23 protein-coding genes, 1 tRNA gene and 2 pseudogenes are annotated in these 22,612 nt (G+C 63.0%); 13 read left to right on the forward strand and 13 right to left on the reverse strand.

The window, feature by feature from the left end:
* Window positions 1–181 precede the first annotated feature (181 nt).
* Window positions 182–820, forward strand: a complete 639-nt coding sequence (locus BC363_RS21055; RefSeq protein WP_065784594.1) for an exopolysaccharide biosynthesis protein — start codon at window positions 182–184, stop codon at window positions 818–820.
* 92 nt (window positions 821–912) lie between these two features.
* Here the strand turns inward: BC363_RS21055 and BC363_RS21060 are convergent, their stop codons facing one another.
* The 3 genes from BC363_RS21060 to BC363_RS21070 form a co-directional block, all read right to left on the reverse strand.
* Window positions 913–1,266: a hypothetical protein gene (locus BC363_RS21060; protein WP_065784595.1), complete on the reverse strand. Its 354-nt coding sequence runs from the start codon at window positions 1,264–1,266 to the stop codon at window positions 913–915.
* 228 nt (window positions 1,267–1,494) lie between these two features.
* Window positions 1,495–2,028, reverse strand: coding sequence for a GNAT family N-acetyltransferase (locus tag BC363_RS21065; protein WP_065784621.1), 534 nt, complete (start codon window positions 2,026–2,028; stop codon window positions 1,495–1,497).
* A 2-nt stretch (window positions 2,029–2,030) separates the two neighbouring features.
* Window positions 2,031–2,609 (reverse strand): XRE family transcriptional regulator, encoded by a 579-nt coding sequence (locus BC363_RS21070; protein WP_083222702.1) that lies wholly within the window; start codon window positions 2,607–2,609, stop codon window positions 2,031–2,033.
* Window positions 2,610–2,818: 209 nt separating this feature from the next.
* On the opposite strand from BC363_RS21070, the gene BC363_RS21075 reads away from it, so the two are divergent.
* From BC363_RS21075 to BC363_RS21085, 3 genes and pseudogenes are all read left to right on the forward strand, one after another.
* Window positions 2,819–4,060: an MFS transporter gene (locus BC363_RS21075; RefSeq protein WP_065784597.1), complete on the forward strand. Its 1,242-nt coding sequence runs from the start codon at window positions 2,819–2,821 to the stop codon at window positions 4,058–4,060.
* Between the two features lie 72 nt (window positions 4,061–4,132).
* Window positions 4,133–5,968, forward strand: coding sequence for a translation elongation factor 4 (lepA, locus tag BC363_RS21080; RefSeq protein WP_065784598.1), 1,836 nt, complete (start codon window positions 4,133–4,135; stop codon window positions 5,966–5,968).
* 358 nt (window positions 5,969–6,326) lie between these two features.
* Window positions 6,327–6,608 (forward strand): annotated as a pseudogene (locus BC363_RS21085) (GIY-YIG nuclease family protein); the annotation flags it as partial.
* Window positions 6,609–6,977: 369 nt separating this feature from the next.
* Here the strand turns inward: BC363_RS21085 and BC363_RS21090 are convergent.
* From BC363_RS21090 to BC363_RS21105, 4 genes are read right to left on the reverse strand one after another with little or no spacing between them, the layout of a single operon-like run.
* Window positions 6,978–7,490 (reverse strand): GNAT family N-acetyltransferase, encoded by a 513-nt coding sequence (locus BC363_RS21090; RefSeq protein ID WP_083223566.1) that lies wholly within the window; start codon window positions 7,488–7,490, stop codon window positions 6,978–6,980.
* 18 nt (window positions 7,491–7,508) lie between these two features.
* The gene (locus BC363_RS21095) at window positions 7,509–8,075 is read right to left on the reverse strand and encodes a sugar O-acetyltransferase (protein ID WP_065784599.1); all 567 of its coding nucleotides are present in this window, start codon (window positions 8,073–8,075) and stop codon (window positions 7,509–7,511) included.
* Window positions 8,072–8,551, reverse strand: coding sequence for a GFA family protein (locus BC363_RS21100; protein ID WP_065784600.1), 480 nt, complete (start codon window positions 8,549–8,551; stop codon window positions 8,072–8,074). Before BC363_RS21100 ends, BC363_RS21095 begins: the two co-directional genes overlap by 4 nt.
* Window positions 8,551–9,306 (reverse strand): type 1 glutamine amidotransferase, encoded by a 756-nt coding sequence (locus BC363_RS21105; RefSeq protein ID WP_065784601.1) that lies wholly within the window; start codon window positions 9,304–9,306, stop codon window positions 8,551–8,553. The genes BC363_RS21100 and BC363_RS21105 overlap by 1 nt, the downstream gene beginning before the upstream one ends.
* A gap of 392 nt (window positions 9,307–9,698) precedes the next feature.
* Here BC363_RS21105 and rnk point away from each other — a divergent pair, with 392 nt between their 5' ends.
* The gene (gene rnk, locus BC363_RS21110; RefSeq protein WP_065784602.1) at window positions 9,699–10,106 is read left to right on the forward strand and encodes a nucleoside diphosphate kinase regulator; all 408 of its coding nucleotides are present in this window, start codon (window positions 9,699–9,701) and stop codon (window positions 10,104–10,106) included.
* A gap of 258 nt (window positions 10,107–10,364) precedes the next feature.
* On the opposite strand, the gene BC363_RS21115 is transcribed toward rnk, so the two are convergent.
* A complete protein-coding gene (locus tag BC363_RS21115) occupies window positions 10,365–10,820 on the reverse strand; it encodes a DoxX family protein (RefSeq protein ID WP_065784603.1) in 456 nt (151 codons plus the stop codon).
* 300 nt (window positions 10,821–11,120) lie between these two features.
* Between BC363_RS21115 and BC363_RS21120 the strand changes: the two genes are divergently transcribed.
* Window positions 11,121–11,402 (forward strand): SelT/SelW/SelH family protein, encoded by a 282-nt coding sequence (locus BC363_RS21120; protein ID WP_025425523.1) that lies wholly within the window; start codon window positions 11,121–11,123, stop codon window positions 11,400–11,402.
* Between the two features lie 83 nt (window positions 11,403–11,485).
* The gene (locus BC363_RS21125) at window positions 11,486–11,830 is read left to right on the forward strand and encodes a VTT domain-containing protein (protein ID WP_065784623.1); all 345 of its coding nucleotides are present in this window, start codon (window positions 11,486–11,488) and stop codon (window positions 11,828–11,830) included.
* Between the two features lie 152 nt (window positions 11,831–11,982).
* Here BC363_RS21125 and BC363_RS21130 read toward each other — a convergent pair whose 3' ends face one another.
* On the reverse strand, window positions 11,983–12,609 hold the full coding sequence (locus BC363_RS21130) for a ribonuclease D (RefSeq protein WP_065784604.1): 627 nt from the start codon (window positions 12,607–12,609) through the stop codon (window positions 11,983–11,985).
* A gap of 112 nt (window positions 12,610–12,721) precedes the next feature.
* Here BC363_RS21130 and BC363_RS21135 point away from each other — a divergent pair, with 112 nt between their 5' ends.
* From BC363_RS21135 to BC363_RS21145, 3 genes are all read left to right on the forward strand, one after another.
* Window positions 12,722–13,027 carry a hypothetical protein gene (locus BC363_RS21135; protein WP_065784605.1) on the forward strand — a complete coding sequence of 102 codons (306 nt, stop codon included), beginning with the start codon at window positions 12,722–12,724 and terminating at the stop codon, window positions 13,025–13,027.
* Between the two features lie 200 nt (window positions 13,028–13,227).
* On the forward strand, window positions 13,228–14,259 hold the full coding sequence (locus tag BC363_RS21140; RefSeq protein WP_065784606.1) for a hydroxyacid dehydrogenase: 1,032 nt from the start codon (window positions 13,228–13,230) through the stop codon (window positions 14,257–14,259).
* Window positions 14,260–14,404: 145 nt separating this feature from the next.
* The gene (locus tag BC363_RS21145; RefSeq protein WP_065784607.1) at window positions 14,405–16,381 is read left to right on the forward strand and encodes an adenylate/guanylate cyclase domain-containing protein; all 1,977 of its coding nucleotides are present in this window, start codon (window positions 14,405–14,407) and stop codon (window positions 16,379–16,381) included.
* Between the two features lie 13 nt (window positions 16,382–16,394).
* Here BC363_RS21145 and BC363_RS36045 read toward each other — a convergent pair.
* The 3 genes and pseudogenes from BC363_RS36045 to BC363_RS21155 form a co-directional block, all read right to left on the reverse strand.
* A pseudogene (locus tag BC363_RS36045) lies at window positions 16,395–16,544 on the reverse strand (adenylate/guanylate cyclase domain-containing protein); the annotation flags it as partial.
* A gap of 220 nt (window positions 16,545–16,764) precedes the next feature.
* Window positions 16,765–16,851: transfer RNA gene (locus BC363_RS21150), tRNA-Leu, on the reverse strand.
* Window positions 16,852–16,929: 78 nt separating this feature from the next.
* Entirely contained in the window at window positions 16,930–18,357 is a 1,428-nt protein-coding gene (locus tag BC363_RS21155; protein ID WP_065784608.1) for a phosphomannomutase, read from the reverse strand.
* A 218-nt stretch (window positions 18,358–18,575) separates the two neighbouring features.
* Here BC363_RS21155 and BC363_RS21160 point away from each other — a divergent pair, with 218 nt between their 5' ends.
* Together BC363_RS21160 and BC363_RS21165 are read left to right on the forward strand one after the other, a co-directional pair.
* Window positions 18,576–19,097 (forward strand): BA14K family protein, encoded by a 522-nt coding sequence (locus BC363_RS21160; protein ID WP_065784609.1) that lies wholly within the window; start codon window positions 18,576–18,578, stop codon window positions 19,095–19,097.
* A gap of 326 nt (window positions 19,098–19,423) precedes the next feature.
* On the forward strand, window positions 19,424–20,197 hold the full coding sequence (locus BC363_RS21165) for a hypothetical protein (RefSeq protein ID WP_065784610.1): 774 nt from the start codon (window positions 19,424–19,426) through the stop codon (window positions 20,195–20,197).
* Here BC363_RS21165 and BC363_RS21170 read toward each other — a convergent pair whose 3' ends face one another.
* Window positions 20,198–20,530, reverse strand: a complete 333-nt coding sequence (locus BC363_RS21170; RefSeq protein WP_065784611.1) for a DUF6665 family protein — start codon at window positions 20,528–20,530, stop codon at window positions 20,198–20,200. It abuts the gene before it with no gap.
* A gap of 412 nt (window positions 20,531–20,942) precedes the next feature.
* Between BC363_RS21170 and BC363_RS21175 the strand changes: the two genes are divergently transcribed.
* A complete protein-coding gene (locus tag BC363_RS21175) occupies window positions 20,943–22,541 on the forward strand; it encodes a hypothetical protein (RefSeq protein ID WP_065784612.1) in 1,599 nt (532 codons plus the stop codon).
* The last annotated feature ends 71 nt before the right edge of the window (window positions 22,542–22,612 follow it).

Raw genomic sequence — 22,612 nt, forward strand, 5'->3', positions numbered from 1 at the left:
CAAAGGTGCTTCATACTAGCGATTGCGGCAGGAAGATGAAGAGGCGTCCCACTGATGCCATGGTTTGACGACAAATGGCGCCAGGGCCACAGTCATCGGCATGACAAGGCCGGATACTAACCGATCCTTCACACGCTCTTGATAGCAAGGGTGTTCGGGGAAAATCGAGGCGGACTATCTGATGGCAATCGAGTTTGGCGACACGCAGCGCAGTCTCAGCGACACGCTCAACGGGATGATCGGTTCCATCAGCGGCAACACGATCACGCTTCGCGACCTGATGACGGGGATCGGCGAACAGGGCTTTCTGCTGCTGTGCGCACTGCTGACGCTGCCGTTTCTGCTGCCGGTGTCGATTCCGGGCGTCAGCACCGTCTTCGGTGCGGCCATCATCCTGATCTCGATCTCGATCACGCTCAACCGCCTGCCCTGGATGCCGCAGCGCATCCTCGACCGGCAGATCGAAACGGAAAAACTGGTGCCGACGCTGCAGAAGGGTGCGGCACTCGTTTCCAAGCTCGACCGTTTCGTCAGGCCGCGCTTCGGTTTCCTGACGCAAGGGGCGCTGATGAACCGCTTCAACGGCCTGATGATCATGACCGGAGGCGTGCTCTTGATGTTTCCGCTCGGCCTCATCCCGCTGTCGAACACGCTGCCGGGCATTGCCATCCTGCTGTTGTCGCTCGGCATCATCCAGCGCGACGGGCTGATGGTTGCTGGCGGTTATCTCTTCCTGATCGCGACCACGATCTACTTCACCGTTCTCGCCTATATGGCCTTTGCGGCCGGCCAGGGCCTGTCCACCTTCTTCGTTTCTTAAAGCCGAAAGCCTGCAAATTCGTCAGCGAGCCTGACGCGTCGAGATCGACGCGTCGGTCGCCAGTCCCGCCGCAAGGCCGGAGCGGCGTGATGTCATGCAGATACAGCCTGGAAGCTCTTGTAGCTGGCCGAATCGGTCTGGACGCCGAGTTTTTCCATCAGCGCCTCGCGGTCGAGGTTGAGACTTCTGTCCAGCTCGCCGATCGCCGCCGCGACCTTCGGGGCAAACTCTTCGCTCACGAATTCGATCATGGTGACGAAGTTGAACTTTCCCGGGCCGGCATGCTGCTCGAGGAAGAGGTCCTTGACGTAACCGTCCTGGCTGCGGATCACCGCGAGCGTCTTTGCCACCAGCTCCACAAACTCTGCGCGCGCGGCAGTCGGCACCGCAAACTTGTTGATGCGATAGAGCGGCGCGACGGTGCCCGCCTTTGTATTGCTGCTCATTGAACTCTCCTTGAGTATCTTTTCAAAACCCGTCGGCGACGGGTAGAAATATTCGTACAACCTCAAGTAACGTTGAGGTCAACAGGGGTCTCGCGAAAAAGCCTGCGTTGCAGCCGACAGCGGGCAAATGCCGGAGGCTGGAAGATAAGCAGAAACTCCCATTCCCCCTTCTCCCCGCTCGCCGGGAACGGGCCGGGGAGCGGGGCGATCACGCCAAGTGGGTGGCAATCACCCCAGAACCGCGAGATGCTTGTAGAAAAGCGTCGTGGCGCAAAGGCCGCCTTCCGGCCATAGGGCGTAATCGGGGATGACGCCGACGCGCTCCCATCCCAGGCGCGGATAGATCGCCTCCGCCTCGCTGCCGGTCGCAGTGTCGAGCACGAGCAACGCCTTGCCGCGCAGAGCCGCCTCGCGCTCGACGGCCTGCATCAGCAGCCGGGCAATGCCTTTGCCACGGGCGACGCGATGGACGAGCAGCTTCTTCAGATCGCCGCGATGCGGCTGGTTGGGCATCTGCGCCACGCCGACCTGGACCGTGCCGACGATCCGCCCCTCGTCTTCGGCCACCATCAGCAGCGTTTCACCGCCGGCAACGGCATTGGCGACTCCCTCCCAATAGGGCAGGGCCGCCTCCGGCGGATAGGGCTGCATGAAACCGACGGAAGCGCCGCCCTCGACGCAGTCGGACAGCACCTCGGCAAGCGCCGGGATGGCGGAACGAGCCTCGGCTTCGGTGAGAAGGCGGATCGTAATGTCAGGCATGATCAAATCCTGGTTCGGCTGAGGATGACGGCATAGTGAGCCGGCTCACCATGCGGATTGTGAAAGACATGGGCCTGTTCGAGCCCCATGAACAGGCAGTCTCCGGCCTCCAGCACATGGGGACCGGACTCCATGGTCAGCTCGAGCCGACCGGAGAAAAGCCAGAGATGCTGCGTTATGCCCCGGTCGGCCGGTTGCCGCTCGAAGACAACACGGGCACCCGGCGGGAACTCGACCTCGACGATATCGACCGGGGAGCCGACACCTTCCGGCGAGACCGAGCGGCGCAGATAGCCGGATTCCGGATCCCGCCAGAGTCTTTGATCGGCTCGCCTTGCAACCGGCGAGACCTGCTCGCCTTCAAAGGCAAAGAGCGCCGACAGTGTGGTCGAGAGCGCGCTGCAGAGCTTGGCCAGCAACTGCGCCGTCGGGCTCGCCTCGCCGCGCTCGATGCGCGATATCATCGCCCGGCTAACGCCGGAGCGCGTCGCCAGATCGTCGAGCGTGAGATTCTGCCCCACCCTGAGCGAACGCACGCGTTCGCCGATGGCATGCTCAAGGGGATCGCTGCTGTTTTCCATTATTTGAGATTGCATTTCTCATATAATGGAGTCAAGACCATGCCGAACGGAAAATAAAGGCGGGGGATGCCGCTTTGGCGACATTGCAACGACGTGCATTCGGCTAAGGTCTCCCTCGGGTATCCGGAGCAAAAAAGCGTTCCCACTCAATAATTTAGAAGAGCCTCACGCAACAGGCCGTCACGGCCGATGAAACGGACCGGCAAGACATGGACAAGCAGCCCTCCTCGCTGACGTCGATCGCCAGCATCGTGACGTCGATGACATCAGTGGCGATCGGCAACGGCATGATGCTCGCCTACGTGCCGTTCGTGCTGACGCGGTCCGGCGCGCCGGAGTGGGTTCCGGGTGCGGCGGTCACCATGGTTGCCTTCGGCGGCCTTGTCGGCTGCGTCATCGCCGGGCCGATGATCCGTCGCGTCGGCCACGCCCGGGCGTTTTCCTGCTCGATGGCGCTGGTCATCCTTTCGGCGCTGACGATCAGCCTTGGCATGCACCCGATCCTGTGGGTGCTCGCCCGCGGCCTTTACGGCGCCGCCGGCAACACCAATTTCATCATCAGCCAGAGCTGGCTGAACCATGCCAGCGACAACCATTGGCGCGGCAAGGCAATGGCGATGTTCTACATGGCCTATGTGATCGGGCTCGGCACCGGCGCCTGGCTGTTCGGACAGATTCCGGCCGACGGCAACCTGCCGCCGCTCATCACCATCTTCTTCACGGCACTGGCCATCCTGCCGATCGGCCTGACCCGCCTGCCCACGCCGCCGGCGCCGGCCAAGGTCAGCATCGACATCCCCATGGTCTGGCGCAGTTCGCCCGTCGCCTTCATCGGCGTGCTTGCCGCCGGCGGCCTGTCGATGGTGGTGCAGGGTTTTACCCCGATCTATGCCGCCGCCAACCAGGTCAGCCAGGGCGACGTCGCCAACCTGATGTTCGTCATGCAGCTCGGGCTGATCGCCATCCAGTACCCGATGGGCACGCTGTCGGACCGGATCGACCGCCGGCTGGTGCTGATCGCCACCTGCCTGCTGATCGTTGCTGCCGGCTTCTTCGCGATCTCGGCGACCTTCAGCAATCTTCTCTTGCTGATGGTCGTGTTTGCGCTTTTCGCCGGTGCGGTCGAGACCGTCTATTCCATCGCCAATGCCCATGCCAACGACCGCACCGATCCGGCGGATTTCGTGCCGCTCGCCAGCACCATGCTGGTCGCCTGGTCGGCCGCCGCAACCCTGGTGCCGATGCTGGTGACGCTGCTGACGCCGGTGTTCGGTCCGCGCACGTTCATCTATGCGGCGATGGTCGTTGCCACACTCTACGCGCTGTTCGTGCTGCTGCGCCTCAGGAAACGCGACGAGGTGCCGGCCGGGGAGCGCGAGGCCTTCGAACTGAAGAGCGCGCAGGTGCCGAATGCCGGCGCGCTGATCGACGCCGAGGCAAGAGCCGAATAGCCGCCGAGGCTTGCGATTTATAGTGAACGAAGCCTTCATTTCCCGCTTTGCGCGGCTTGAACGCACTGCTATATGCGGCCCATGAGCACAACATCTTCCAAGACGCCCCTGTCGCATATCCGTAATTTCTCGATCGTGGCCCATATCGACCACGGCAAATCGACGCTGGCCGACCGACTGATCCAGTCGACGGGCGGCCTTGCCGAGCGGGAAATGTCCGAGCAGGTGCTCGACAGCATGGATATCGAGCGCGAGCGCGGCATCACCATCAAGGCCCAGACCGTGCGTCTGCACTACAAGGCCAATGACGGCGAAACCTACGTGCTGAACCTCATCGACACGCCCGGCCACGTCGACTTCGCCTATGAAGTCTCGCGTTCGCTGTCGGCCTGCGAAGGCTCGCTCCTGGTCGTCGACGCCAGCCAGGGCGTGGAAGCCCAGACGCTCGCCAACGTCTACCAGGCGATCGACAACAATCACGAGCTCGTCACCGTGCTCAACAAGATCGACCTTCCCGCCGCCGAACCGGAGCGGATCAAGGAACAGATCGAGGAAGTGATCGGCATCGACGCGTCGGACGCCGTGCTGATCTCGGCCAAGACCGGCCTCGGCATCCCCGATGTTCTCGAGGCGATCGTCACCAAGCTGCCGGCGCCGAAAAGCGAGGGCGGCGAAACCGCACCGCTGAAGGCGCTGCTCGTCGACAGCTGGTACGACACCTATCTCGGCGTCATGGTTCTCGTGCGCATCATCGACGGCACCCTGAAAAAGGGCATGACCATCCGCATGATGGGCACCGACGCCAAGTACACGATCGAACGCATCGGCGTGCTGACGCCGAAGATGGTGGCCATGGATGCGCTCGGCCCGGGCGAGATCGGCTTCATCACCGCCTCGATCAAGGAAGTGGCCGATACCCGCGTCGGCGACACCATCACCGAGGACAAGCGCCCGACCGCCAAGGCACTGCCGGGCTTCAAGCCGGCGCAGCCGGTCGTCTTCTGCGGTCTCTTCCCGGTCGATGCCGCCGACTTCGAGGACCTGCGTTCGGCGATGGGCAAGCTGCGCCTCAACGACGCGTCGTTCTCGTTCGAAATGGAATCGTCTGCGGCCCTCGGCTTCGGCTTCCGCTGCGGCTTCCTCGGCCTCCTGCACCTTGAAATCATCCAGGAACGCCTGGAGCGCGAGTTCGACCTCGACCTGATCGCCACGGCGCCTTCGGTCGTCTACAAGCTGTTCATGACCGACGGCTCCGAGCGCGAGCTGCACAACCCGGCCGACATGCCCGACGTCGTCAAGATTGCAGAAATCCACGAGCCGTGGATCCGCGCGACGATCCTGACGCCCGACGATTATCTCGGCGGCATTCTCAAGCTCTGCCAGGACCGCCGCGGCATCCAGATCGAGCTGACCTATGTCGGCACCCGCGCGATGCTGACCTACGACCTGCCGCTCAACGAAGTGGTGTTCGATTTCTACGACCGGCTGAAGTCGATCTCCAAGGGCTACGCCTCGTTCGACTACCAGATCACCGACCACAAGGAAGGCAACCTGGTGAAGATGTCGATCCTCGTCAACGGCGAGCCGGTCGACGCGCTGTCTATGATGGTGCACCGGATGGCGGCGGAAAAGCGCGGTCGCGAAATGTGCGAGAAGCTCAAGGAGCTGATCCCGAAGCACATGTTCAAGATCCCGATCCAGGCGGCGATCGGCGGCAACGTCATCGCCCGCGAAACCATCTCGGCGCTGCGCAAGGACGTGACGGCGAAGTGCTACGGCGGCGATGCCACCCGCAAGCGCAAGCTTCTGGAAAAGCAGAAGGCCGGCAAGAAGCGCATGCGCCAGTTCGGCAAGGTGGAGATCCCGCAGGAAGCCTTCATCGCCGCGCTGAAGATGGGCGACGAGTAAAGGCCAGATACTAACGACATGCGTGGCGACGGCGAAAACCGGACGCCACGCCACAGTTTGCAGCCGATTATTGGCCGCGTCTCCGGCCTCAAGCTTGCCCCGAACCCACAAAATCAAAAATGACGGTCGCGTCTTTGCGGTACGCGAAGGCGCCGACAGCGACAGGGCTGGTCTATGGATCCTCGGGTCAGGCCCGAGGATGACGGTCAGGGGTGGGTGTTGTCCGGAGCAAATGCCGACATTTTCGCGACCGATGGGGAACCACAATGCCAACGCTGTTCTGCATTCAGTTCTCACAGATCCCCGTCGTCATCCTCGGGCTTGACCCGAGGATCCATGCGCAAGCACCATCAGTGTCATGGCCGGATTCGTCTACATCGTCACGAACCACAAGCGCGGAACGCTTTATATCGGCGTCACCTCGGATCTTGAGCGCCGTATCTTCGAGCATCGAGAGGGGTTAACACCGGGCTTTGCGTCAAAATACGGTTGCACCCAACTCGTCTGGTACGAAGAGCATCTGCAGATCGGTACCGCCATTCGGCGTGAGAAGTCTCTCAAACGCTGGTACCGGCAATGGAAAATCGAGTTGATCGAGACAATGAACCCGGAGTGGCGCGACCTCTATTTCGAGCTTTGGTGGGCTTGGGCGTGGATCCTCGGGTCAAGCCCGAGGATGACGGGGAGAGGTCAAGCCCGAGGATGACGGGCGGAGGGGGATCTGGCTAGAAACATACGCCGGCGCTTTTCGCGACCCGTGGGGAGCAGCAAAGCAGCGGCTATTTGTCCTGCGTTGATATTGACCGATTGCGTGGGACCGTGTGCGGTCATCCGGCGAGGAGCGGACCTCAGAGCGATGCCTTGGCATCGGTCGAGGATTGCGACGCTGCCGCCGGCCGACAGACGGCCCCACGCAACAGGTCAATATCAGCGCAGGTTGGTATCAGTCCTCGCAACTCACCGTCGTCATCCTCGGGCTTGACCCGAGGATCCATCGACCAAGGCCGCTTCAGGCTTCGGCGAGCAGATACCGCTTTGAGATGCGGTCCACCGGGCGGCCGCTCCTGAGCGGCACGGCCTTGTCCACCTTGTAGTCGACGAAGCCCATCTTGCCGTAATAGGCGAGGCCGCCCGTGTTGTCGGCGCGGATGGTGGCGTTGATCGCCTTGAGGCCCAACGCACGGGCATTGTCCCTCGTCGCGGCAAAGAGCGCCGTACCGGCGCCGCGCACCTTGGCATCGGGCCGGGAAAAAGTGCCGATATCGGCCCAGCCTTCCGGCAATCCGTCGTAGCGCTCCAGCGCCTGGAACGCGCAAGGGCGGCCGTCAGTATCCTCGGCGACGAAGCAGCTGACGAAGCCCGGGCCGGCGAGATAGTGTGCAGTAAAACTTTCCGGCGTGAACGGCGTTTCGTTGGCGGTCGTGCCGCCGATCCGGATGATCTCGTTGAGGAAGGTGCAGAGCGCCGGCACGTCCGCGGGAGTTGCCGGGCGCACCTCGATCGTTGTTACTTCGTCGACCACCAAAACCTCCCTTGTGAATTATCGCGTCTCGGATCGCGCCAGAGGCCGCGCCGGGTTGCCGACAACCGTTGCTCCCGCCGCCACATCCTTCGTGACGACGGAACCGGCCCCGACGATGGCGCCGTCACCGATCGTCACGCCGCCGAGGATAATGGCGCCGCCACCGATCCAGACATCGGCGCCGATCTCGACCGACCTTGCGATCTCGATGCCGCGGCTCCGGAGCGGCACGTCCTTGTGATGCTCGGCGCAATAGATCTGCACGCCCGGGCCGAGCATGGAGCCTTCGCCGATTGCGATACGGCCGCTGTCCAGCATGGTGCAGCCGGCATTGAGATAGACGCGGGGCCCAAGCGAAATGTTGATGCCATAGGAACAATGAAACGGCGCTTCGATGAGAACATCGTCGGCAACGCTTGCAAAGAGCGCCCGGAGTGCCGGGGCCATCGAGCCCCGTCCGTGGGGAGCCATGGTGTTGTGCTGGTGCACGGCGTCACGCGCCCTTTGGCGCAGCTGCTCGAGCTCCGGGTCGAGGCAGCAGTACCAATCGCCCGCCGCCATCTTGTCGTGTTCGCTGGCGGTCACGCCTTCGCCCTTGCTTCGGCCACTTCACGCCGCGCCAGGCTTTCCGCCGGCCATTGCGTCGCCATGTCGTAATAGATCTCGAAAGCGGGGGCGCCGCCTTGAAGCGACAGCCAGGAGACCTTCGACCGCGTGAAGATATGGGCATCTGGTGGGAAATCCGACGGCCGGTCGAGGCTCGCGATGCGCAGGAAGGCGAGCCAGCCGCGCCGGCCGTAATCGCTCCAGAGCGCCGTCTGGCACTCGGCACAGCGATAGACGTCATGCGGACGGCCACTCTCGGTCGGCAGCGTCACGACGATGGGTTCGCCCGCCATCAGTTCGATGTTCTCCCGCTCGATGACGCCGTTGACCACGAATGCGCTTCCGACCTGCCGCTGGCAATCGGTGCAATGGCAGCAATTGACGAACATCGGCCGCTGTTTCAGCCGGTAGCGGATACGTCCGCAGAAGCAGCCCCCCGCGATGTTCTCATCCATCAGCAGGCCTCCTCCAGCACCTCGTCGCTCGGCACCGCGGCCAAGGCATCGCCACGCCTGATGGTGGCGACCCAGGCGCGCGCCAAGGCGAGGCCGGCGGCATTGGCCTTCTCGCCGTGACGCCTGGCTTGAGCGGGATATTGCGCCAGCCAGTTGGGATCGAGCCGATTGATCGTCTGCGGGAACGAGCGGTTCCAATCCTCGACAAGATCGGTGTCGGCCTCGAAGTGGAATTGCGTGCCATAGGCCGCGCGACCGATGCGAAACGCCTGATGCCGTGTGACGTCGTTTTCGGCGAGGTGCACGGCCCCTTGCGGAAGCGTGAACGTATCGCCATGCCATTGGAAGATCGGGAAACTCTCGCCGACGCTTGCCAGCACCGGATCGCTCTGCCCCTCGGCGCGCACCCGCACGTCGTGCCAGCCGAATTCTTTGGCTTCGCCGAGCAGGTTCTTCGCGCCATAAGCCCGCGCCAGTAGCTGGCTGCCGAGGCAGATGCCGAGCACCGAACGCTCGCTGTCGCCGAAGCGACGCATCAGCGCTGTCAGCTGCGGGAGATAGGGGAAAGCCTCATCGTCGAGCGCGCTCTGCTCGCCGCCCAGCACCACCAGCGCATCGAAGCCATCGGGAGCATCCGGCACCGGGTCGCCGGCATAGGCGCGGCGAACCTCGATCTCCGCCTTGACCTCGCGAAGCGCCGTGCCGACCTGGCCGAGCTCCGTCTTCGCCATGTTTTCCACCACCAGTACCCGCATGATGACCTTCCCTTCGCCGTCTGGGCCGAAGATTGATCACGACATGCGCCTTGGTTCAAGAGGTGGGAGGTTCAAGAGGTAAGAGAGCACTCCGTGCTCATTGCCGAAAGCATCCGGGCCTTGACTTCCGCGCCAAACTTTCCGACCTTCCTGATATCATGACGCTCGCGATTTCTTCCCTTCGCTGCTTCCGGGTGTGCCCGATCGCAGGAACCTGACCCCAGCCCGGATGCTTGCGCTCTCCGGGTCAGGGGAGCCTTTCGCGTCGGCCAATGAGAACGTCCGTTCCCAGGCCACGATCCGAGCGCCGAGTTTTTCCAGATAGAATTAGCCCAGCTAAGATTAGCAATGACGGCGCCCAGGGCCCGTCGACAAGAACGTCAGGTATCATCATGGCGACCACCGCCCGCAACAAACTTCCCGCGATCATCATCAATGCCGAGGATCATAAGCGCCTGACGGCGCTTGCCTCTTCCGCCCTCGACCGTATCCCCGAAGTCGCCGAGGCGCTTCTGTCCGAGCTCGACCGGGCGCGGGTGACCACGCCGGAGAAGCTGCCGGCCGACAGCGTTCAGATGGGATCCACCGTCGCCTTCGACGCCGACAACGGCTTTGCCAAGCAGGTGACGCTCGTTTATCCCGGAGAGGCCGATATCGAGGCCGGGCGTGTTTCGGTGCTGACGCCGATCGGCGCGGCCCTGATCGGCCTGTCCGTCGGCCAGTCGATCGACTGGCACGACCGCTCCGGCAAGGTCCACCGGATGACCATCCGCAGCGTTACCGCGGCCGAACGGGCCTGAGTGCTTCGCAGCGCCCCCACGCGCCTTGCCCTGGCATCGCGGAAAAACGGGGCGGTTGCAAGATATGTGCGTGAACCCCCGCAAAACGCGTCGAGGAGGCCGGTCGTCAGACCGCCCTCCCCGCTTTTCGTTCAACTGTCGCCTACTGCATAACTCCTTAAATCGAAATCGATCTGCGGAGAAAATTATGCAGCAGATTTCAAGCGTTACAGCGTCCTTTGCGCGTCATATTTGACGCGCGGCGCAGTAGAGGCGTTATCAGAACTGCTTGCCGAGCTTGGCGTCGACGGACTGGCTGTTGGCGCCGCGAACGGCGAAGAAGAACAGGATCGCAGCCCAGAGAATGGACTTTTCGGCGCCGCCGAGGCCCTCGCCCTGCACGATGCCGTGGAAATAGACGGTGACGAGCAGTACGATCATGGCGGCAACCGAGGCAGGCCGGGTGAGAAGGCCGATCGCGATCAGGATGCCGCCGAAGAACTCCGTGGCAGCCAAGAGCGGCGACCAGAAGACGCCGGGATAAAAGCCGAGGCTTTCGACCATGCCGACAGCGCCGAACGGATTGACGATCTTACCGTAACCGTGGGTTACGAGCAGCACTCCGCACAGCACGCGCAGCAGTGTTTCGGCAAAGGTATCGAGCGGCAGATAGATCTTTTCCAGCGCCGGCAGGATTGCACGGGGACGGGAAGTCGAAACGGTGGCATCAGTCATTGGAAGGTCCTCTTGGAGGTGGCTGCGACAATATGTGCAATGCAGCAATGTCTCGCCGGGCGCCTTTTCGTTTGCAAGGGAGCGGTCGATAAAAACATGACTAAATCAGTTGACAATTGCGTGAGAGGCGCGTGACCACCGGTTGTTCCCGATCGCCTGCTACAGTGCCGCGCGTCGAGCGTGACGCGCAAGGCTTGCGGCAACGCCTGAAACTGGCTGGACAATTTCTCGTCAAATCGGTTCCGATTTCCAAGAATTATGCAGTATGTTGCGGCGCGCAAACCAGCCGGGAATCATCAGATGGACGAGAAGCCGCGGATCACCATTCTCTATTGCACGCAGTGCAACTGGCTCTTGCGCGCCGGCTGGATGGCGCAGGAGCTGCTGCAGACTTTCGGCCAATCGCTGGGTGAAGTGGCGTTGATCCCCGGCACCGGCGGCAATTTCGAGATCCGCGTCAATGACGAACTGATCTGGGAGCGCAAGCGCGACGGCGGCTTTCCCGGACCGAAGGAACTGAAGCAGCGCATCCGCGACATCATCGAGCCGGAGCGCGATCTCGGCCACACCGACAGGAGCTGATCCTGGATTTCGGCATTCTTGCGGGGGTTTTCTCGGCAGCCTTCCTGTCCGCGACCCTGCTGTTCGGCATGTCGGAGGCGGCGATCGTCGCCGCCGCACTTCATGGCGAGACAAGCCGTGTCGCCCTTTTCGTCGCGGCCACGGCCGGCAACGTGCTGGGTGCCGTCGTCAATTTCGTGCTCGGACGGTTTCTGATCCGCTTTGAGGGAAAGCGCTGGTTTCCCATTTCACCCGCAGCGCGGCAGAAGGCGGAGACGCTGTTTGCCCGTTATGGCCAGCCGGTGCTGCTGCTCTCATGGCTGCCTGTTATCGGCGATCCGCTGACGCTCGTCGCCGGGCTGCTGCGCATGCCTTTTTCTCTGTTCCTGGTGCTCGTGGCGATCGGCAAGGCGGCGCGTTACGCCGCCGTGCTCTGGCTGACGCCGTGATACCAACCTGTGCTGATATTGACCTCTTGCGTGGGACCGTGTGCGGACCTGAGAGCGATGCCTTGGCATCGGTCGAGGATTGCGACGCTGCCGGTGGCCGACACACGGTCCCACGCAAGAGGTCAATATCAGCACAGGTTGGTATGACCCGTTCAGCTATGGGCGAAAATGTCGGTCTCGTCCCAGCCGAGCAGATCGAGCTTGGAACGGGTCGGCAGGAAGGCGAAGCAGGCATCCGCATGTTCCATGCGGCCATCGCGCAAGAGCCGCGCCGTCAGTTTTTCGCGCAGCGCATGCAGGTGCAGCACGTCGGATGCGGCATATTCGAGCTGCGCCGGCGACAGGGTCTCCGCGGCCCAGTCGGAGGACTGCTGCTGCTTGGAAATATCGACGTCGAGCATTTCCTTGAGATTGTCCTTCAGCCCGTGACGGTCCGTGTAGGTGCGGGTCAGGCGCGAGGCGATCTTGGTGCAGAAGACCGGCGTCGCCGTCACGCCGAAGGTGTGGAAGAGCACGGCGATATCGAAGCGGCCGAAGTGAAAGATCTTCTGGCGAGCGGGGTCGGCGAGCATGGCGACGAGGTTCGGCGCCTCCTTCTGACCGGCGGCTATACGGATCACGTCGGCGGTACCATCGCCCGGCGAAAGCTGGACGACGCAGAGCCGGTCACGACGGGGGACAAGGCCGAGCGTTTCCGTATCGACGGCAATCGCGCCTCTGTAGCGGGCGGCATCGGCTGCGGAAATATCGCCTTCGTGGAACCGTATTGCATTCGCCATCGAAAATCCCCAGATGAAACGGAAGTGGTGTCGCCTATACCGCAAGTTCGGCCCCGGCGAAACCGTGTCATGGCGCCTCGCCCGCGGGTGCTGTCTTCGAAAGCTCGCATTGATGACCGCCTGCCGCCTCGCCCTCTCGACCCTCTCCCTGATCCTCGGTCTGTCCGCCATGCCGGCGCTGGCACAGAACTACACGGATCTGCCCGGCGTGCGCCCGATGGATCCTCTGAACGACAACGGCGACAAGGTTGTCTGCGAGCAGACGCTGGTCGATCGTTACTATCCGTTCGAGTCCAGCTCGCGCGGCGGCCCGCGCTACGACACGATCTACAATTGCCGCCGCGGCGACGGCCCGGTGTTCCAGGGCAGCGATCTGCCGCCTTCGCTCTATCGGCAGAAGCGCGGGCTGGGCTACTAAAGCGCGTCGCGATCTCTAGGATTCGCTTGCTGCGCTTTAAGCTCTTGTTTTTACGCATGTCGTTATCGCAAAACCGCAGCACACTTTTGCGCGACATGCTTTAACCTCCTGCATCGGTTCGGCTTGGCAAGCCGCTGAATACTTCCTAGAAAATTGGGCAAGGAACCGTGGAGGCGTTCTGCCTCCACCGAGGAGGAACAATGCCCAACGACAGCAGACCGCTCGCCATCAGCGTGCCGGCACCTCGCACGCTCGACCTGATCTTCACAGCCGATGCATTGAAGCAACTGCATGAGCGCTACCGCATCGTCGAAGCCGACCCCGAGGATGTCGCCAGCCTCAGTGACGAGGTGCTGTCGCAAGCGCGCTACATCATCGGCCAGCCGCCGCTTGATCACGACACCCTGGTGCGCCTGCCGAAGCTGCGGGCCATTCTCAACGTCGAGAGCAACCTGATCAACAACATGCCTTACGAAGTGCTGTTCGAGCGCGGCATTCACGTGGTCACGACCGGCCAGGTGTTTGCCGAGCCGGTTGCCGAAATGGGCCTTGCCATGGCGCTCAACATTGCGCGCGGCGTCGTCGACGCCGATCTCGCCTTTCGCGAGGGCCGGGAACTTTGGGGTGGCGACGGCAATCGCTCGGCGCGGCTGCTGTCCGGCTCGGACATCGGCATCGTCGGCTTCGGGGACCTCGGCAAGGCACTCAACCGGGTGCTGTCCGGCTTCCGCGCAAGGATCCGCGTCTTCGACCCCTGGATGCCGGCCTCCATTCTTCGGGACAACGGCGTTGAACCGGCATCGCTGGAAACGGTGCTGACAAAAAGCGATTTCGTCTTCGTCGTCGCCTCGGTAACCAGCGAAAACGAGGGTTTTCTCGGCGCAAAGGCGTTTGCCAGCATGCGCCCAGGTGCAGCCTTCATCCTGCTCAGCCGCGCCGGCGTCGTCGATTTCAATGCGCTGATGGCATCAGTCGAAAGCGGTCATATCGTTGCCGCCAGCGACGTCTTCCCCGAGGAACCGCTTGCGCTCGACCACAAGGTGCGCCGCCTGCCCGGCTTCCTGCGGTCGGCGCACCGCGCCGGCGCGCTCGACAGCGCCTTCAAGAAGATGGGCGACATGGTGCTGGAAGACATGGACCTGATGGACAGAGACCTGCCGCCGATGCGCTGCAAGCGCGCCGAGCGCGAGACAGTGGCACGGATGCGCTCCAAGCCGGTGACGGTCAACTGATATCGGCGCAGGTTGGGATGAGCCCTTCGCCTATCGGAGATTTCAGGGTTTCGCTGACGGCGGGGAATGCATTCCCGCCGATTAACGTGTTTTATGGGAAAAGCACTTAGCATCGCCGGGATAGGCGCGAGATCAGAGACACGCAATGGCCAACAAGACGCCCGGCTTTCTCGGAACCAGGATACGCGACAGCTGGAACAGTTCGCTGCGCTCGCTGTTCAGCCTGGTGATGGTCGCCATGCTGATCGCCGTGTCGGGCATCCTGGTCGGGCTCGACTATCACCGCTCGCGCAACGCCGCGGTAGCCGACGCCGAAGCCAACATGCGCGGCTTTGCCGGCCGGCTGGTCGATCGTCTCGGCGTGCTGTCCGGCGACACCTCGGCTCTGGTCAGCCTCGTCTCGTCGGTCGCCAACTCCTTCCTCGTACCGCCGCCCGAGCGCATGAACGACAAGGCGGCGGTGCTGCGCGAAGGCATCAGCCGGTCGCCGCATATCGACGGCGTCTATGTCGGCTATCCGAGCGGTGCGTTCTTCCATGTGGTCGATCTCAAACACATAGCCTGGCGCATGGCGCTTGATGCGCCACGCGGCGCCTCGATGGCCGTCCGCTCGATGGAGCACGATGCCAGCGGCAAACCGGTCAATCGCGTCATCTTCCTCAACGAGGCGGGCGAACCGACGACGGAGCGGCGGCTGCCGCCTTCAGGCTATGATCCGAGAAACCGGCCCTGGTACCGGTCGGCCGTCGACGGCACCGCTGCCGTGTCGAACGGCCCTTATGAAATGGCGACGACCGGCGCGCTCGGAATGACGATCTCGCAGGCGCATCGCGGCAATCCCAAGATCGTCATCGGCGCCGACGTGGTTCTCGACACCATCACCGATTTCCTGTCGCGCGAACGACTGACGAAGGATTCCGTCTCCTTCATCCTCGATGCGGTCGGCCGGCCGATCATCCATTCCGACCGGACGATGATGAAACGCATCCTGTCTGCCAAGGACAAGGCCGATCCGATCGTCCCGCCGCAGAACGATCCCCTGGTGCAAAGCATCCGCCTCGGCCCGCCGCCGCCCGGAAAGGCCGGTTTCGTCGAGGTAGGCGACAGGACCTACCTGGTCATGGTGACGCCGCTCGAATCGGAACTGCTGCTGACCGGGCACCGGGTAGTCGTTGCCGCACCGCTTGACGAGCTCATGGCCGATGCCAACAGGACGCTGATCCAGGGGCTCGCAGTATCCGGTGCCGTCGTGGCGCTCGCGGTCCTGTCTTCGCTCGTGCTCGCGCACCTGATCACCAAATCGCTCAACCAGCTGACCGCCAGCGCCAACCGGCTGCAGGACCTGGATTTCACCACGCCGATCGACGTCTCGTCGCATGTCAGCGAGATTTCCACGCTCGGCGGCGCGATGAACCGGGCGCGCGACGCGATCTTCACCTTCGCGCTCTACGTGCCGCGGGAACTGGTGCGCAAGGGCATCGAATCCGGCCAGTTCAGCGGCCGCGCGGCCTGGCGCCAGGAGGTCACGGCACTTTTCACCGATATCTACGATTTCACCACCTTGAGCGAGCAGCACGCGCCGGAAGAAGTGGTGGCGATGCTTTCGGAATATTTCGACATCTTCAGCGAGGTCGTCGATGCCCATGACGGCACGATCATCCAGTTCCTCGGCGATTCGGTGTTTGCCATGTGGAACGCGCCGGCGCCGGACGAGCGCCATGCGGAGAATGCCTGTCGTTGCGCACTGGCAGTCGAGGAACGGTTGCAGTCCTTCAACGAAGCGCAGCGCAAGAAGGGCCTGCCGGAGTTCCGCACCCGCTTCGGCATCCACACCGGCACCGCCGTCGTCGGCAGCGTCGGCGCGAAGGAGCGGCTGCAATATACCGCCATGGGCGACACGGTGAACGTCGCCTCGCGGCTCGAAGGCATGAACAAGAACTACGGCACGACGATCATGGCAAGCGGCGCGGTCGTCGCCCAGGCCTCCGATGCGATCACCTTCAGGCCGCTTGGATCCGCGCAGGCCAAGGGGCGCGCCACCGCGCTCGAGATCTACGAGGTTCTGAACGCGCGGCCGATTGTTGAGACGGCAGTTTCGCAGACGCCGACAACATCGTCCTGAGAGGCGCGTCCGGTCAACGCCGGACGCTATTTCTCTGGTGCATGACCCAACGGATGCCCGCGGCGACAGCGATGGCAAGCAACGGCCACACCGCCCAGAACACGCCGCGCCACGATAGAAGGTTGATTGCGACCAGGACCATGCCACCCTGTGCCGCGCCAATGGGTTGAACGCTGTAGAAATGGCTCCGTTGGCGCGCCAGCGAGGGCGCGAATCCGACGCAGGTACGCGGGCTCTGCCGCGTCGTTTCCGGCGCAGGAATTCGGGCACTTTTCGTCGAGTAAACTTGGCGGCTTCGCTCACCGCTCGGGGCAAAGCCAGAAACGAAAAAACCCCGGCAAGCCGGGGTTTTTCGAACCAAAACAAATGTTTGGCTAAAGGAATGGTGCCCAGAAGAGGACTCGAACCTCCACACCCTTTCGAGTACCAGCACCTGAAGCTGGCGCGTCTACCAATTCCGCCATCTGGGCGACGGACCGGCATGTAAAAGGCCCGAGCCGAAGTGTCAACAGGCATTTTGAAGTTTTCGTGTCAGAACACGAAAAAGGTCAGTTTGACGCCGCTTTTGCCCAGGATCGAATTGTGGAAAGTCCTTGAGCAAGCAGCGATTCGGCCTCTGCCGTCGTCTCGGCCTCAACATAGCAGCGCATCTCCGGTGCGTTGCCGGACGGCCGGAAATGAATCGTGCGGCCGTCGGCAAGGGTTACGCGCAGGCCGTCGATGTCGCTGACGGCGGCCGGGCGGCCAATTCCGGCGAGGAAGTCGCCGAGGTTCTCGGCCCCACCGCGCAGATGCGCCATCAGCCGGGCGCTGGTTTCGACCGGGAAGTTTTCGAGCCGGTCGCTGAGCGCGACTGGAAGTCGATAGGATACCGCCAGCGCCGAGAGCGTCATCCGGCGCTCTGCGGCGCGCGCAAGCACTGCGAGGATCGGCAGGAAGCTGTCACGGGTGGGAAGCGCCCTGAGGACACCATGGCCGACAGGGAAATCGTTGGCCGTCAACGTGCCGCCATTGGCCTCGAAGCCGGCGACCTTTGTCGCACCCTCTCCGACCGCTTGCGCCATTCCGGCAATCACATAGGGCGAACCGACGCGGGTGCGGATGACCGAAAGGCCTTCGGCCCGTTCGAGGCCGGAATTGGAGGTGACCGGTGTCGCGACCACCAGCGCACCCAGGAACTCGCAGGCGACGAGGCCCAACAGGTCGCCACGAAGCGGCGCCCCTTTCTCGTCGGCAACCAGCGGCCGGTCGCCGTCGCCATCGGCCGAGACGATCGCATCCAGTCGATGTTCCGGTGCCCATGCGGCAAGCCTGGAAAGCGTTTCAGGCGAAACGGCCTCCGTGTCGACAGGCACGAAATCCTCGGATCGGCCGAGAGCGATCGTATCGGCCCCGAGATACGTCAGAAGCTCGACGAGCAGGTCGCGCGCAACGGTGCTGTGCTGATAGACGCCGATGCGCAAACCGCGAAGCGACCCGGGCGGCAACAGGTCCCTGTTGCGGTGAAGGAACAACTCTGCGGCCGATGCCGCGTGATCTTCTCCCGACCCGGGCGAAGGTACGGCCTCGCCGGCAATGGCGTCGGCGATGGCACTGATCGCCAGTTCGTCGGTCTTGTCGATTTCGCCGTCTGGCCGGTAGAATTTGATGCCGTTGCGATCAGCGGGAATATGCGAGCCGGTGATCATCAGGCCTGCTGCCTTATGGACAAGACCATAGAGCGCCAGTGCCGGGGTCGGCACGGTGCCGCAATCGAACACGCGAAAGCCTTCGCTCTTCAGGGCATCGGCGCAAACCGCCGCGATTTCGGGGCTGGAATCGCGAAAGTCGCGGGCAATCAGGATCGGATCTCCCGCCTGCGCCTGCCCGGAGGCGATCAGGTGCCGTGCGAAGGCCTTCGCATAGCGTGCAGACGGTTCGCCTTTCAGCTCCTCGGACAGGCCACGCAGGCCGCTGGTACCGAACTTCAGTTGCATCTCATACTCCGTGAACATGGCCTAGCGACAATAGGCAAAAATAACAGTGACATGGCAAACGCGCCGGCGCATCCTATACCGGACGGCAGACAGCGTGGAAATTCGGCAAACGGTCGACCGGATCCGCACCGTTTCGCCATCAATAAACCAAGAAAAAAACACCTAATGTGAAGCAGGGACACAACCGGAAAGCAACCCTTTCGGAAAGCGAGGAAAGCATGACGGGATTTCGGAATTTCGTTGTCGGTTGCGCCTTGGCCGCCGCCTCCCTGATGACCTCGGCCGGGCCTGCCCCGGCCATGCCGCTGGCAGGCCGCGACGTTCAAATCAAGGCGCAAGGCGATGTCCAAAACGCCCAATACTACCCGTACAGGCGATACGGCGGCGTTCGCTATCCCAACGATTGGGGTGGCGGATGGGGACCTGGCTACGGACCTGGCTACGGCGGGGGTTGGGGCTCATACTACCGGCCGGGCTTCAGCTTCTATTTCGGACCGAGCTATGGCGGCTACTACAACAACTATTATCAACGCCGCTATTATCAACGCCGCTATTACGACGACTACTATCCGCGGCGTTACTACCGGGAGCGCTACTACTATCGCGACAACTATGTTCGCCGCGGCACCAGTTCGCATGTGAGCTGGTGCTTCTCGCGCTACCGCTCCTACAACCCGGCAACCAACCGGTTCCTCACCTATCAGGGCGTCTATAGAGTCTGCTACTCGCCCTATCGATAGGTCACGCCCAAGCGGCGCAACGCCAGCGTTGCGCCGCTTTCCCCGCTCCAATTTCTTGGAAAGGCAGGTTATACCAACCTGCGCTGATATTGACCTCTTGCGTGGGACCGTGTGCGGTCATCCGGCGAGGAGCGGACCTGAGAGCGATGCCTTGGCATCGGTCGAGGATTGCGACGCTGCCGGTGGCCGACACACGGCCCACCCGAAGGGCCGGGCGCTTTTGGCCTCCGGACGGCGTCGACAATCCTCACCGGACCGTTAAGCAGCGATTAACCTCGCTATCTTACCGTTTCATCACGTTCGCAACCTTTTGCCGGAATGAAACGATGCTGCTCCCGACCCAGCAATCCAGCGCCACAGCAACGACCAATCTCGTCGGCTCGATCGTGAAGGATATCGAGAAGCGTCAGGCGGAAGAGGACGAAAAGGCCAAGGGCACCAAGGACGACAAGATCCTGAAGGCTCAGGTGAAGTCGGACGACGCCCAGAAGGCAGCCAACACCAAGATCAATGATCATTTCTTCAATCAGGCTGGAAACGGTGCCAACAACAACCGGATGGTGCTCATCCGTGAAGTCGGCGAGTTCTTCGACCTGAAGCGTGAGGATTTCAAGTCCGATTTCGCCTTTGGCAGCGCTCTGGCAAAGATCGTCGAGAACCTGCCGGCCGATACGGTTCGTGACATCGAGAAGAAGCTGGGGCTGACGGATATCGATGTTTCACTGAACGAGCTGATCGATGCGATCAAGGACCCCGAAGGCAGCCAAGGCAAGAAGCTGGACGAGGCCCTCGACAGCAAGGGCGCCTCGAAGGCCGGCCAAAGCAACGGCGCTACGAAAGCAATACAGCGCCTTGCTGATGCTGCAGAAGCGAAATCGCTGGACGAGCTGCAACTGGATAGCTTGACGAGCGACCCGACGCGCGTTGCCGACAGGGAGACCCTTGTCGAGCAGCAGAAGGAATTGCAGGCGCTCGAGGCAAAAGACAATCTGGAAGACGTGCAAGACGCGCGCGAGGCCGAAGCCAAGCGCCCGCTTGCACTCCTGATCGACGAGATCGGCCGCTACAGCCTCGCCAACCAGGCATTTATCGCCGCCTGATCATTTTCGCCGGACGATCCCCAGCCGCGCCATGACCTGCTTGGGGATGCCATAGCGCCGAACCGCGTCGCGGCTATCGCGCAGGCCGCAGATCTCACGCTGGATAAAAAATGCCCAGACTGCATCGGCGGCATCGTCTAGCAGCCGTTCGCGCAGCTCCGGCGTGGTTTCATTCCGCTCGAGTACCTGCAACGCCGCAATCGCCTTTTCGACCTTGAGGCCATGTCGCCCGAGCGCGTCGGCGCGCTCCGAAAGCAATTCGTATTCGAGGGCGCTAAGGGTGCCCGAAGCAGCATATGAGGGGCTTAGGGATCTTGGAGGGCGAACAGTCATCCGAAACTCCGTGGTTCTGGCACGATTGGCGCCACGCGTCGAACAGGGCGCGCGACGGAGGGCGGCAACGCCTAATCTTGCCGCGAGATCAATCCCGATGCAAAGGGATCGTGCGGAAACATGGAGACTTGCGAGGCCCACGACAGGGGCCTTGCGGCGCCGGTGCAGCCCCGCCGTATGGTTAAGATTTCATAAACCTGTCTCGCCTAACATCGCAGCATCATGCCGATTCCCGTATCCGCAGCCACGCTGCGGCAGGTCTGGCCGGTTGGCCGAGACGCGCATGAGGCGCCAGCCCGAACCGAAGTGACAATCTGTGCGGCGGATGGTCGAGGTGATCCGTGAAAACGCGTGGAATGTGGCGGCCGGCGGCCGCTCGTCAACCCGAGGGTCAAGCGAGAGGGAGACCAGAATGCTGACACCCATTCTCACGGTCAGAACCGCGACCGGACTTGCCGAGGAGGCAAGTGCACGGCCCCAGCAACCGGCAACCCCTCTGACGGCCGCCCAGCGCGGCGAAGCGATCCAGAAGATCCTCGATGCATTGACCCGGCACCTCGCCGGCCGCGAGATCCTGTCCAAGGACGCGCTTGTGCGGCTGATGGAGGATCTCGCCCGCATCCTCAAGTTTCCGCCGCTGCCACAGGAGGGCGGGCGCGATTTCGTCCGCCGGCTCGTCACCTTTCTCGAAGCCATGCCGATGCCGGAACGCCTGGCGCTCGAGCGACAGTTGGGCGGCCGCAGCCTGGCGCTGCGGGTCGGTATTCTCGCAGACCTGCCGGCAATCAGAAACGGTGCAGTCCCCGTGTCGACGGGCGCAGTATTGCCGAGCCCGAGCAACCCGCCCTTGCAGCCGGCAATCCCGCTGCATCTGGCCACCGCCAGAGCGTCGGTCGCAAGCGAGGTTGCCTTGCTGCAGACGGCGCTGAAGAAAACCTTTGGCGTTGGCAGCGAGAATGACACGTCGAGCCTGGCAACAGAGGAGGCGGACGCGACGCTGCCGACCGACGATGGAGCAGCGGCACGGCCTCAGGCTTCGCCCGAGCGCGAAGGCGCCAGAACGATGCCCGGCAGGCTGCCTTCGCTGGACGGCCCCGAAATCGAAGCGCTCGCCGCCATCGTCAGTGGCGAGGCCGATCCGGAAGCCACCGACCCGGCGGCGGCCGGCAAAGCACCGGCTGACGAGGAGGAAAATCCGTCATCGCACCCTGCCGCCGCGGCAGACGATCTCGATTTGCCTGCAAAGGCCACGGAAGCAGAGCCGAGCAACGGCGCTGCCCGGACGGATGCCGGCACCGAGGTAGGCCGCGCCGACGAAGGCGCGGAGCCGGATGGCACTTACCGCCCCCTGCCCGACGGCGACGATCAGCGGCCAAACGGCAGGACAACGACGCGTGGCGAAGCAGGCCGCGCGCTCTCGGACGCGCTGAAGGCGATCGTGCGCGATACGCTCGGTCTACCGGGAGAACCCACCGGCACCGAGAGGCCCGAAGTGATCGCGCCCGAACTGGAAAGCGCCGAAACCAGCGCAGCATCAAGCCAGACAGAAACGGACGGCGCGGAACCCGGCCGCACAAACCCGCTCCGGCCCCGCGATACGGCTGCAGGCGCCGAGCTTGCCGCCCTGAGCGTTGCGGACGATCAGACGGAGCAATCTGGCGCCACGGGCGCCACCGCTGCCCAGCGGCCCCAGAAGCCGGCTGACGACCCAGCGATGCAACAGGCAATCGCAAGGCTGATCGAGAACGGCCTGCCGCGCGAGGCAATCCCGTTTGCGATGATCCCCTATCCGATCGCAGTTGAGGACGGGAAGAGCGAGACGGAAAAGAGCGAGCGGGACGAAGGTCGAGGCGAAGGCGGCGAAGAGCCGCAGGACGACAGCGAAGCCGCGCAGGGCGACGCCAACAAGGATGCCCAGCAGACCGAGGACGGCAAGGACGGTCGGGGCGACGAACAGAATGCCGAGCCGGACGTCTACGAACTCTATCGCAAGCTCGGCGGCCTCGGCTGACCCTCAGAGCGATCATTTAGATCAGATCGAGACGATCCACCAAATCCAAGGACGCGGCAGGCCGGACCAAA

The organism is Ensifer sp. LC384 (assembly GCF_001695865.1).
In the GTDB taxonomy this organism is placed as follows: domain Bacteria; phylum Pseudomonadota; class Alphaproteobacteria; order Rhizobiales; family Rhizobiaceae; genus Ensifer.

Coding starts and splice junctions, on each gene's coding strand:
- BC363_RS21055 (WP_065784594.1), top strand. CDS start 182: ATGGCAATCGAGTTTGGCGACACGCAGCGCAGTCTCAGCGACACGCTC.
- BC363_RS21060 (WP_065784595.1), bottom strand. CDS start 1,266: ATGAGCAGCAATACAAAGGCGGGCACCGTCGCGCCGCTCTATCGCATC.
- BC363_RS21065 (WP_065784621.1), bottom strand. CDS start 2,028: ATGCCTGACATTACGATCCGCCTTCTCACCGAAGCCGAGGCTCGTTCC.
- BC363_RS21070 (WP_083222702.1), bottom strand. CDS start 2,609: ATGGAAAACAGCAGCGATCCCCTTGAGCATGCCATCGGCGAACGCGTG.
- BC363_RS21075 (WP_065784597.1), top strand. CDS start 2,819: ATGGACAAGCAGCCCTCCTCGCTGACGTCGATCGCCAGCATCGTGACG.
- lepA (WP_065784598.1), top strand. CDS start 4,133: ATGCGGCCCATGAGCACAACATCTTCCAAGACGCCCCTGTCGCATATC.
- BC363_RS21100 (WP_065784600.1), bottom strand. CDS start 8,551: ATGGATGAGAACATCGCGGGGGGCTGCTTCTGCGGACGTATCCGCTAC.
- BC363_RS21105 (WP_065784601.1), bottom strand. CDS start 9,306: ATGCGGGTACTGGTGGTGGAAAACATGGCGAAGACGGAGCTCGGCCAG.
- rnk (WP_065784602.1), top strand. CDS start 9,699: ATGGCGACCACCGCCCGCAACAAACTTCCCGCGATCATCATCAATGCC.
- BC363_RS21115 (WP_065784603.1), bottom strand. CDS start 10,820: ATGACTGATGCCACCGTTTCGACTTCCCGTCCCCGTGCAATCCTGCCG.
- BC363_RS21120 (WP_025425523.1), top strand. CDS start 11,121: ATGGACGAGAAGCCGCGGATCACCATTCTCTATTGCACGCAGTGCAAC.
- BC363_RS21130 (WP_065784604.1), bottom strand. CDS start 12,609: ATGGCGAATGCAATACGGTTCCACGAAGGCGATATTTCCGCAGCCGAT.
- BC363_RS21135 (WP_065784605.1), top strand. CDS start 12,722: ATGACCGCCTGCCGCCTCGCCCTCTCGACCCTCTCCCTGATCCTCGGT.
- BC363_RS21140 (WP_065784606.1), top strand. CDS start 13,228: ATGCCCAACGACAGCAGACCGCTCGCCATCAGCGTGCCGGCACCTCGC.
- BC363_RS21145 (WP_065784607.1), top strand. CDS start 14,405: ATGGCCAACAAGACGCCCGGCTTTCTCGGAACCAGGATACGCGACAGC.
- BC363_RS21155 (WP_065784608.1), bottom strand. CDS start 18,357: ATGCAACTGAAGTTCGGTACCAGCGGCCTGCGTGGCCTGTCCGAGGAG.
- BC363_RS21160 (WP_065784609.1), top strand. CDS start 18,576: ATGACGGGATTTCGGAATTTCGTTGTCGGTTGCGCCTTGGCCGCCGCC.
- BC363_RS21165 (WP_065784610.1), top strand. CDS start 19,424: ATGCTGCTCCCGACCCAGCAATCCAGCGCCACAGCAACGACCAATCTC.
- BC363_RS21170 (WP_065784611.1), bottom strand. CDS start 20,530: ATGACTGTTCGCCCTCCAAGATCCCTAAGCCCCTCATATGCTGCTTCG.
- BC363_RS21175 (WP_065784612.1), top strand. CDS start 20,943: ATGCTGACACCCATTCTCACGGTCAGAACCGCGACCGGACTTGCCGAG.